The 9,676-nt window shown below is 70.5% G+C and carries 9 protein-coding genes, 1 tRNA gene and 1 pseudogene; 7 read left to right on the top strand and 4 right to left on the bottom strand.

What is annotated here, in order from left to right:
* Positions 1-77: 77 nt before the first annotated feature.
* Positions 78-2,072, bottom strand: a complete 1,995-nt coding sequence (locus L615_RS09060; protein WP_145724851.1) for a 2-oxoacid:acceptor oxidoreductase subunit alpha — start codon at positions 2,070-2,072, stop codon at positions 78-80.
* Between the two features lie 360 nt (positions 2,073-2,432).
* Between L615_RS09060 and L615_RS09055 the strand changes: the two genes are divergently transcribed.
* The 5 genes from L615_RS09055 to L615_RS09035 all read left to right on the top strand — a co-directional run bounded on the left by L615_RS09055 (position 2,433) and on the right by L615_RS09035 (position 6,742).
* Entirely contained in the window at positions 2,433-3,464 is a 1,032-nt protein-coding gene (locus L615_RS09055; RefSeq protein ID WP_145724850.1) for an extracellular solute-binding protein, read from the top strand.
* The gene (cysT, locus tag L615_RS09050; RefSeq protein ID WP_051486288.1) at positions 3,461-4,309 is read left to right on the top strand and encodes a sulfate ABC transporter permease subunit CysT; all 849 of its coding nucleotides are present in this window, start codon (positions 3,461-3,463) and stop codon (positions 4,307-4,309) included. The genes L615_RS09055 and cysT overlap by 4 nt, the downstream gene beginning before the upstream one ends.
* Positions 4,302-5,150 carry a sulfate ABC transporter permease gene (locus tag L615_RS09045; RefSeq protein WP_261376608.1) on the top strand — a complete coding sequence of 283 codons (849 nt, stop codon included), beginning with the start codon at positions 4,302-4,304 and terminating at the stop codon, positions 5,148-5,150. Before cysT ends, L615_RS09045 begins: the two co-directional genes overlap by 8 nt.
* A complete protein-coding gene (locus L615_RS09040; protein WP_028657252.1) occupies positions 5,147-6,130 on the top strand; it encodes a sulfate/molybdate ABC transporter ATP-binding protein in 984 nt (327 codons plus the stop codon). The genes L615_RS09045 and L615_RS09040 overlap by 4 nt, the downstream gene beginning before the upstream one ends.
* 153 nt (positions 6,131-6,283) lie before the next feature.
* Positions 6,284-6,742 (top strand): hypothetical protein, encoded by a 459-nt coding sequence (locus L615_RS09035; protein ID WP_028657253.1) that lies wholly within the window; start codon positions 6,284-6,286, stop codon positions 6,740-6,742.
* On the opposite strand, the gene L615_RS09030 is transcribed toward L615_RS09035, so the two are convergent.
* A complete protein-coding gene (locus tag L615_RS09030; protein WP_186449789.1) occupies positions 6,690-7,181 on the bottom strand; it encodes an SRPBCC domain-containing protein in 492 nt (163 codons plus the stop codon). The genes L615_RS09035 and L615_RS09030 overlap by 53 nt on opposite strands.
* A 301-nt stretch (positions 7,182-7,482) precedes the next feature.
* On the opposite strand from L615_RS09030, the gene L615_RS09025 reads away from it, so the two are divergent.
* Positions 7,483-8,517 carry a maleylacetate reductase gene (locus tag L615_RS09025; protein WP_222430499.1) on the top strand — a complete coding sequence of 345 codons (1,035 nt, stop codon included), beginning with the start codon at positions 7,483-7,485 and terminating at the stop codon, positions 8,515-8,517.
* Positions 8,518-8,533: 16 nt separating this feature from the next.
* On the opposite strand, the gene L615_RS09020 is transcribed toward L615_RS09025, so the two are convergent.
* On the bottom strand, positions 8,534-9,025 hold the full coding sequence (locus tag L615_RS09020) for a YajQ family cyclic di-GMP-binding protein (RefSeq protein ID WP_028657090.1): 492 nt from the start codon (positions 9,023-9,025) through the stop codon (positions 8,534-8,536).
* A gap of 107 nt (positions 9,026-9,132) precedes the next feature.
* Here L615_RS09020 and L615_RS09015 point away from each other — a divergent pair.
* Positions 9,133-9,214, top strand: a tRNA-Tyr gene (locus tag L615_RS09015).
* A gap of 73 nt (positions 9,215-9,287) precedes the next feature.
* Here the strand turns inward: L615_RS09015 and L615_RS23210 are convergent.
* Positions 9,288-9,676: pseudogene (locus tag L615_RS23210) on the bottom strand (PKD domain containing protein); the annotation flags it as partial.

The following is a 9,676-nucleotide window of genomic DNA, read 5'->3' as shown; positions in this document are numbered from 1 at the left end:
GATGGTGGGGACGAGCTCGGTGCCGGTGCGCAGCGCCGGGGTGCCCAGGTCGATCGGGTTCTGGGTGGTGGTCATGTTCAGGCCTCCTCGTGGTCGGCGGGAAGGTTGAGGCCGTGCTCGCCGAGGTCGACCKCGCGGTTCTCGGCCTCGCCGACGAGGCGGCCGATGGCCTCGGCGAGCTCGGCTGCCTTCAGGGGCAGGCCGTAGACGTGGTTGTAGCCCTGGGCGTCGACGAGGTACTCCGCGCGCAGCAGCTTGGAGAGCTGGCCCAGGTTCATCTCGGGGACGAGGACCTTGTCGTAGCGGGTGAGGATGTCGCCGAGGTCCCTGGGGAAGGGGTTGAGGTGGCGCAGGTGGACCTGCGCGACGTCGTACCCAGCGCGCCGCACCCGGCGGCACGCCGCACCGATCGGACCGTAGGTCGAACCCCAGCCGATGACGAGGACCTTCGCGTTCCCGGACGGGTCGTCGACCTGCAGCGGGGGCAGGTCGTCGGCGATGCGGGCGACCTTCTCCTTACGCAGGCGGACCATGCGGTCGTGGTTGGCCGGGTCGTAGGAGATGTTGCCGTGCCCGGCCTCGGCGGTGCCGGACTTCTCCAGGCCACCGATGCGGTGCTCCAGCCCGGCGGTGCCCGGGATGGCCCACGGGCGCGCCAGCGTCTTGGCGTCACGGGCGTAGGGCCAGAACTCGTCCGGCTCCCCGTCGCCCTCGCCGTCCTGGGCCGCCCTGGCCGCCTTGGCGGAGGTGTGGTTCGGTCCGGTGGCGAAGTCGGGGTCGATGAGGGGGAGGTCGTCGACGTCGGGGATGGCCCAGGGTTCGGAGCCGTTGGCGAGGTAGCCGTCGGAGAGCAGGAAGACGGGGGTGCGGTAGGTGATCGCGATCCGGGCGGCCTCGACCGCGGCGGCGAAGCAGTCGCCGGGGGACTGGGGCGCGATGATCGGCACGGGGGCCTCACCGTTGCGGCCGTACATGGCCTGGAGCAGGTCGGCCTGCTCGGTCTTGGTGGGCAGCCCGGTGGAGGGCCCGCCGCGCTGGACGTTGACGACCACGAGCGGCAGCTCGGTCATCACGGCCAGTCCGATGGCCTCGGACTTCAGTGCGATACCGGGCCCGGAGGTGGTGGTCACGGCGAGCTGGCCGGCGAACGAGGCGCCGATCGCGGCACCGATGCCGGCGATCTCGTCCTCGGCCTGCAGCGTGGTGACACCGAAGCCCTTGTGCCGGCTCAGCTCGTGGAGGATGTCGGAGGCGGGGGTGATGGGGTAGGAGCCCAGGAACACCGGCAGCCCGGAGCGGACCCCGGCCGCGACCAGACCGTAGGACAGGGCCAGGTTGCCGGTGATGTTGCGGTAGGTGCCCGCGGCCATGCGGGCGGGCTTGATCTCGTACTGGACCACGAAGGTCTCGGTGGTCTCGCCGTAGTTCCAGCCGGCCTTGAACGCCGCCAGGTTCGCACCCAGGATCGCGGGGACCTTGGCGAACTTCTTCTCCAGGAACGCGATGGTGGGTTCGGTGGGGCGTCCGTACATCCACGACAACAACCCCAGCGCGAACATGTTCTTGGCTCGTGCGGCGTCCTTGCGGGACAGGCCGAACTCCTTGACGGCCTCGACGGTGATGCCGGTCAGGTCCACCGGCTGCACGGAGAACCCGGCGAGGATGTCGTCGACCTCGCCGAGCTTGTCCAGGGGGTTGGAGTCGTAGCCGGCCTTGTCGAGGTTGCGCTTGGTGAAGTCGTGGGTGTCCACGATGATCGTGGCGCCCTTCGGGAGGTCCCCGAGGTTGGCCTTCAACGCGGCGGGGTTCATCGCGACCAGCACGTCGGGACGGTCGCCGGCGGTGAGGATGTCGTGGTCGGCGAAGTGGACCTGGAACGAGGAGACGCCCGGGATCGTGCCCTGGGGGGCGCGGATCTCTGCGGGGAAGTTCGGCAGCGTGACCAGGTCGTTGCCGAACACCGCCGACTCCTGGGTGAACCGGTCACCCGTCAGCTGCATGCCGTCACCGGAGTCACCCGCGAACCGGATGATCACCCGGTCCAGCTGCTTGACCTGCTTGGTCTGGCTCACGTTCGTCCAACTCTCTCAACGACGGTTGCGGCACCCGCCCCGGTCGTGGTCGGGCGCGGGCACTGCAGATTCTACGGCCATTTCTAGAACAGGTTCCACTTTCCGGTGGACACCTGTCCAGCGAGGCCGCGGCGGGGTCGCTCGGACCCGCGACTTCCCCACGATAGACGGCCGCGCGTGCGCGCCCCATCTGGCGCCGGTGGGTGAACGGCCAGGGGCGGAGCGCGGTGTGACCTGCGTCTCGAAACGCGGGCGATCGTCTCAAAGTAGATCGACTAACTCGCCAATGTGTATTATTCCAATCGAGTTTACCGGATCGGCGTGGGGTCGGCCCGGTGATGACACGAAGGAATGGGTGCAATGAAGCGACTGATGAAGGCTGCGGCCGTAGCGGTGACCGGTGCACTGGCGCTGACCGCCTGCTCGAGCGCCGGCGGCAGTGACGACTCGGGCACGACCATCGGGATCTACGGCTTCGCCGTCCCGGAGGCGGCCAACGACGCCATCGCGGCGGAGTTCAACAAGACCGACGAGGGCAAGGACGTCAAGTTCTCCGGTTCCTACGGCGCCTCGGGCGAGCAGAGCCGCAAGGTCGCCGACACCAAGGGCAAGGACGTCGACTACGTCCACTTCTCCCTCGAGGGCGACGTGACCCGCCTCGTCGACGCCGGCCTGGTCGCCGAGGACTGGAACGCCGGCCCGAACAAGGGCATCGTCTCCTCCTCCATCGCCGTCATCGCCGTCGAGAAGGGCAACCCCCTCGGCATCAAGGGCTGGGACGACCTGACCCGCAAGGACGTCAAGGTCATCACCGCCGACCCGGCCAGCTCCGGCGCCGCGCGCTGGAACATCATGGCGCTCTACACGCACGCGCTCTCGACCGGCGCTGACGAGAAGCAGGCCGACGAGTACCTCAAGAAGGTCTTCAACAACGTCACCAGCTGGGCCGCGAGCGGCCGCGAGGCGACCGAGGCCTTCAAGAAGGGCGTCGGCAACGTGCTCATCACCTACGAGAACGAGGCCATCCTCGCCAAGCAGAAGGGCGAGGAGCTCGACTACATCGTCCCCGAGACCTCCTTCCTGATCGAGAACCCGGGCGCCGTGCTCAAGGACGCCGACGACGTGGCCACCGACTGGCTGGAGTTCGTCCTCAGCGACAAGGGCCAGACCGAGTTCGTCAAGAAGGGCTTCCGCCCGGTCGGCGACCTGGACATCTCCGGCATCGAGGTCGAGGGCGCCAACGACCCGGCGAACCCCTTCCCGACGCCGTCGAAGAAGCTCTACAGCGTCGCGGACCTCGGTGGCTGGCCGGCCATCGTCGAGGAGTGGTTCGGCAAGGACGGCGTCAAGCTGCGCTTCGACAACCTGTACGCCGAGGCCACCAAGAAGTGACCGAAACGCTTGCAGCAACCCCTGGGCCGGCTCGGACGACGAGCCGGCCCAGCGGGCTGTTCGGACTGACCCCGACCTCGGGCATCGGTCTGGGCCTGGCGCTGGTGTGGTTCAGCGTCCTGGTCCTGATCCCGCTCGCGGCGGTGGTCGGTGCAGCAGCCGCCGGCGGCTGGGGTTCCTTCTGGAACACCCTGACCGACGCACAGACCTTCGCCGCGCTGCGCCTGACCGTCCTCGAGGCGGCCGGCGTGACCGTGGTCAACGCGGTGATCGGCACCGTGGTGGCCTGGGTCCTCGTGCGCGACCACTTCTTCGGCAAGCGCGTCCTGGACGTCGTCATCGACATCCCGTTCGCGCTGCCGACGATCGTGGCCGGCCTGGTCCTGCTGAGCCTCTACGGCCCGGAGAGCCCCGTGGGCATCAACATCGTCAACACGCGCCAGGGCATCTTCCTGGCCCTGCTGTTCGTGACCCTGCCGTTCGTCGTACGGACCGTGCAGCCGGTGCTGCTCGAGCTGGACGCGGACGTCGAGGAGGCGGCGGCGTCGCTCGGCGCCTCGCGGCTGACCACCTTCCGACGCATCATCCTGCCGAGCCTGGTCCCGGCGATCGCCGCGGGCTCGTCCCTCGGCTTCGCGCGCGCGATCAGCGAGTTCGGCTCGCTGGTGCTGATCTCGGGCAACACGCCGTACCAGACCGAGGTCGCGTCGCTGAAGATCCTCAAGTTCATCGAGGGCGACAACCAGGCGGGGGCAGCGGCGGTCGCCGTGCTCCTCCTGCTCGTCGCGGTGGTCACGATCGTGGTCCTCGACCTCATCTCGCGAAGGGTGGCGCGCCGTGGCTGACACCCGACAGATCAGGGCCCGCAAGGGCCCGGTGACCTACTTCCTGCGGTTCTTCGTGATCGCCTACCTCGCGGTGCTGGTCATCTGGCCGCTGTGGGAGGTGACCTCGCGGACCTTCGCCCCCACCGAGCGTGGTGCCGAGGCGGGCGTCGCCGCCTTCCTCGAGCGGCTCCAGGAGCCGTCGGTGTCGTACGCCTTTGGGCTGACCGCCACCATCGCCTTCTGGGCGGTGCTCATCAACACCGTCTTCGGCGTGGGCATCTCGCTGCTGATCACCCGCTACCGGTTCCCCGGCCGGCGCATCCTCTCGGTGCTCATCGACCTCCCGATGTCGGTGTCGCCGGTGGTCGTCGGCCTCGCGCTGGTGCTCGCCTACAGCACCGGTCAGGGCTGGTTCGGCGAGGCGCTCGAGGAGGTCGGCATCTTCATCATCGGTACGACGCCGGGCCTGATCATGGCGACCGCCTTCGTCAGCCTGCCGCTGGTGATCCGCGAGATCGTCCCGGTCCTCGAGGAGATCGGCACCGACGCCGAGATGGCGGCGAGCAGCCTCGGCGCCAACGGCTGGCAGACCTTCCGCCGGATCACCCTGCCGAGCATCAAGTGGGCGGTGGTCTACGGCGTCGTGCTGAGCATGGCCCGCTCGCTCGGCGAGTTCGGTGCCGTGAAGATCGTCAGCCCCGGCGCCGAGTTCCGCGGCGAGACCGCCACCATCCTGATCCAGAACCGTTACACCAACTACGAGGAGCCCACGGCCTACGCGGCCGCCTTCGTGCTCGTCCTCGCCTCCGTGCTGGCGCTCGTGGTGGTTTCCCTGATCCGCAAGGAGGATCACGCATGAGCATCGAAGTGAGGGGTGTCGGCAAGCGCTACGGCGACTTCGTGGCACTCGACGACATCAACGTGTCCCTGCCCACCGGGCAGCTGACCGCCCTGCTCGGGCCCAGCGGCGGTGGGAAGTCCACGCTGCTGCGCATCATCGCCGGGCTCGAGTCCACCGACGGCGGCTCGGTCGAGATCGAGGGCACCGACGCCACGAAGCTGCCGCCGCAGAAGCGCAACGTGGGCTTCGTGTTCCAGCACTACGCCGTCTTCAAGCACATGACGGTGGCGAAAAACGTCGCCTTCGGCCTGGAGATCCGCAAGCGGCCCAAGGCCGAGGTCAAGGCGAAGGTCGCCGAGCTGCTCGAGCTCGTGCACCTCTCGCAGTTCGCCCACCGGCTGCCCTCGCAGCTCTCGGGCGGCCAGCGCCAGCGCCTCGCGCTGGCCCGGGCCCTCGCCGTCGAGCCGTCCGTCCTGCTGCTCGACGAGCCCTTCGGAGCGCTCGACGCGAAGGTCCGCAAGGAGCTGCGCGACTGGCTGCGCCGGCTGCACGACGAGGTCCACGTGACGACGGTGTTCGTCACCCACGACCAGGAGGAGGCGCTCGAGGTCGCCGACGAGATCGTCGTCATCAACGAGGGCCGGATCGAGCAGATCGGCACCCCGGACCAGCTCTACGACGAGCCGGCGAACGACTTCGTCATGAGCTTCCTGGGCGAGGTCACGCGCCTCGGCGGCGTGCGCCTGCGGCCGCACGACATCGACCTGTCGACCACGCCCGGGGCGCCCGAGTCGCACGCGGGCGTCGTCGTCCGCTCCCTGCGGGTGGGCTTCGAGGTGCGGCTCACCGTCGAGGTCGAGGGCCACGCCGAGCCGACCCTGGTGGTGCTGTCGCGCACCCACGCCCGGGCGCTCGACGTCGACGCGGGCAGCCGGGTGTGGCTGCGCCCGACCACCGGCGCCACGGCGGTGCCGGTGCTCGACGTCGCCACCGCCTGAACCGACCCCTCCCGGCTGCCGCGGCCGGCGCCCCCGGGCGTCGCGCCGCGGCGGGCGGCGGCGGGCGGCGGCAGCGGTCGACGGCAGCGGTCGACGGCAGCGGTCGACGGCGAGGTCCGCGGCCCGGCCGGGCGGTTCTCCTAGGCTGGGCCCGTGAGCTACCTCCGCGCGACCCGGCTGCTGTGCTGGCTGCTCGGCGTCGCGTTCGTGGTGTCGGTCGTGCACTACCTCGACAACTACGTCAGCTACGACGAGTACCCGCAGCCCGCCGACGACGCCACCGTCCCGGCCCCCTCGGCCGGCGTCATCGGTAGCGCCTGGTTCGTCTTCACCGCCCTCGGTGGCCTCGGGCTGCTGATGTGGTTCCGCCGCCACATCACCACCGCGGCGGTCCTGCTGACCGGCTACTCCCTCTCGGGCCTGGTCGGCATCGGGCACTACACCGTCCCCGGCGCCACCGACATGGTGTGGTGGCGCCAGGCCCACGTGGTCGTCGACATCGTGCTCGGCGCTGCGGTCCTCGGCTTCGCGCTCTGGGCAGCGCGGCACTCCAGCGCGCTCATCCCTCCGGCGGCGAGGTCCGCCCAGCAGGCGCCTCAGCCCGGCGCTTGAGCCCCTCCGCGTGGCGGCGGAAGCCGTCGGCGACCCGCGCGGGCCCGGCCAGCCGCACCAGCGGACCGCGGAACTCCTCCACCGTCTCGTACGACGTGGGCCCGCCGGGTCGCTGCGTCAGCACCTGGTGGCGCACGCCGCGCACCAGCCCCAGCCGGGACGGCCAGCCCTCGTAGGCGTAGGACATCCGCGCGGTCGTCGTACCGTCGGCGGAGGTGGTGGGCCCCTGCAGCGCCGTGATCCGCTCCGGCGAGCGGGTGCGCCGCCCGTTCGCCCACACCACGTGCAGCACGATCGGGTTGCCGACCGCCGGCGGCTGCGCCGTCTCGGCCCGCTCCACGAACGGGTTCCACTCGCCGTACCGCACCGTGTCGAGCATGATCGCCCACACCTGCTCCAGCGGCGCCTCGATCTCGATCCTCGCCGACGGGTCCTCCATGCGCCGATCATCCCCGACCCGAAACCGTCGAATGGTCACTTCTGGCATGTCGAGACGTCGCTTGTGGCCGGTCGAGACGTCACTTGTGGAGGGTCGAGGCGTCAGATAGCGCCGATCGAGTGGTCACATCTGGCGCGTGACCACTCGACCCGCCACACGTGACCACTCGACCCGCCACACGTGACCACTCGACCCGCCACACGTGACAACTCAACCAGCCACAGGTGACCACTCGCCATGCCGGAACTGACGTCTCGACATGCCACAGGTGACGCCTCGACGTGCGGGTAGGTTCGGGCGCATGGTGGTCGTCCACGAGACCCGGGCGTCGCGGGTGCTGCTGGGGGCGGGGGCGCGGCTGCGCGTGCCGTCCGAGGTCGAGCGGGTCGGGGCGTCGCGGGTGCTGGTGGTGGCCMCCCCGTCCGCAGCGGCTGCCGGCGACGAGGTGGTCGCGGGGCTGGGGGAGCGGGCGGTGGCCCGGTTCGACCGCCCCGTGGTGCACACGCCGGTGGCGGTGACCGAGGAGGCGATGGCGCTCGTCCAGGGGTACGACGTCGACGCGGTCGTGACCATCGGTGGGGGTTCCGCGGTCGGGCTCGGCAAGGCGGTCGTCGCCCGCGCGGGCGTCGCGCACGTGGCGGTCCCGACGACGTACGCCGGCTCGGAGGTGACCCCGGTGCTCGGGGAGACCCGCGACGGGGTGAAGCAGACGCGGCGCGACCCGGCGTTGCTCCCCACCACCGTCGTGTACGACGTCGAGCTGACCCTCGGACTGCCCGCCGGCCTCACGCTCACCAGTGCCGTCAACGCGCTCGCGCACGCGGTGGAGGCCCTGTGGGCGCCCAACCCGACACCGGTCACCGACGCGCTGGCGACCGAGGCGTGCCGGCTGCTGCTGGCCGCGCTCCCCACGGTCCTCGACGAGCCGGGCGACGTCGCGGCCCGGTCGGCACTGCAGCAGGGTGCCTGGCTGGCCGGCAGCTGCCTGGCGACCGCCCAGATGGGCCTGCACCACCAGCTCGCGCACGCGCTGGGCGGCGCCTTCGACCTCCCGCACGCCGAGCTGCACACGATGCTGCTGGCGCACGTGGTCCGGCACAACCTGCCGCACGCCCCGGCGGCCACGCAGCGCCTCGCCGAGCTGGTGGCGGGCGACCCTGCGGACGCGATCGCGGGCCTCGCGGCGTCGTACCCGGGGCCGCGGCGGCTGCGCGACCTCGGCGTGCCGGAGGACGGCCTCGCCGCGGTCGCGGAGCGGGTCGCCTCCGCGCCCTACCCGAACCCCGGGCCGACCGGGGCGCTCGCCGTGCTGGAGCTGCTCCGCGCCGCCTGGTGAGGCGGCGCGGCCAGCGTCAGCGGTAGTTGGTGAACTGCACTGCGAAGTCGTAGTCCTGCGACTTGACCAGCGCGATCACGGCCTGGAGGTCGTCGCGCTTCTTCGACGACACCCGCAGCTCGTCGCCCTGGATCTGCGCCTTGACGCCCTTGGGGCCCTCGTCGCGGATGAGCTTGGAGATCTTCTTGGCGTCCTCGGAGCTGATCCCCTCCTTGAGGGTGATCGAGATCTTCGACACCTGGCCGGACTGGCGCGGCTCGGAGGCGTCGAGGATCTTCAGCGACTGGTTGCGCTTGATCAGCTTGTCTTGGAAGACGCTCAGCACGGCGTTCGCGCGGTCGTCGGCGGACGCGCTGATCTCGATCGCGTGCTCGCCCTTCCACTCGATCGAGGCACCCGTGCCCTTGAAGTCGAACCGGGTCGCGATCTCGCGTGCAGTCTGGCCGAGCGCGTTGTCGACCTCCTGCCGGTCGATCTTGCTGACGATGTCGAAGGAGGAGTCGGCCATGGGTTCGTTCACCTTCGGGGCGTTGGGGTTTTCGGCTGGACGGTGCTGCTGCGCTATTGTTTCGCGTCGTCGTGATGCTTCCAACACTGGGGGCCGGACGACAGCCCGGCAGGTTGCCCGAGCGGCCAAAGGGAGCTGACTGTAAATCAGCCGGCATTGCCTACAGTGGTTCGAATCCACTACCTGCCACGGCAACGAGCAGGCCCCCGCCGCAAGGTGGGGGCCTGCTGCATTTGCTCGTGCCTCGGTGACCCTCGGGGCGTCAGGAGGCGGGCTTCAGCAGCACGCTGAAGGTGATCGCGGCACCGGCGGCCTGGTCGGCCGTGGCGGTGAGGCCGCCGCGGTTGCCGGCCGGGACCGGGCCGTTGCTGTCGCCGTGGAGCGTCGTGACGTGCCCGGAGGCGGCGTCGGAGGAGGCCTCGTCGCGCTGGGTGACGCCCGGCGGCGGGGCGAGGTCCGTCGTCGCGGAGCTCTTGTCGCCCCAGTGGCTGACCAGCCAGTGCGCCCCGTCGGGCGCCGACACGGTCGGCGTGACGTGCGTGGTGCTGCTGCTGGTCTGGACGGCGATCGCGCTGTCGGTGATCGGTGCCGAGGGGTCGACGCCGCGGTAGACGGCCACGGTGAGCACGCTCTTGGCGTAGGCGCTCGAGG

It is taken from the genome of Nocardioides sp. J9 (genome assembly GCF_007829375.1).
In the GTDB taxonomy this organism is placed as follows: Bacteria; Actinomycetota; Actinomycetes; order Propionibacteriales; family Nocardioidaceae; genus Nocardioides.
The sequence above is the reverse complement of the archived record's forward strand: the minus strand, read 5'-3'. Positions and strand labels throughout refer to the sequence as shown.

Excerpts from the sequence above, each read along its gene's own strand:
- L615_RS09055 (WP_145724850.1), top strand. The coding sequence starts at position 2,433 with ATGAAGCGACTGATGAAGGCTGCGGCCGTAGCGGTGACCGGTGCACTG.
- L615_RS09040 (WP_028657252.1), top strand. The coding sequence starts at position 5,147 with ATGAGCATCGAAGTGAGGGGTGTCGGCAAGCGCTACGGCGACTTCGTG.
- L615_RS09030 (WP_186449789.1), bottom strand. The coding sequence starts at position 7,181 with ATGGAGGACCCGTCGGCGAGGATCGAGATCGAGGCGCCGCTGGAGCAG.
- L615_RS09020 (WP_028657090.1), bottom strand. The coding sequence starts at position 9,025 with ATGGCCGACTCCTCCTTCGACATCGTCAGCAAGATCGACCGGCAGGAG.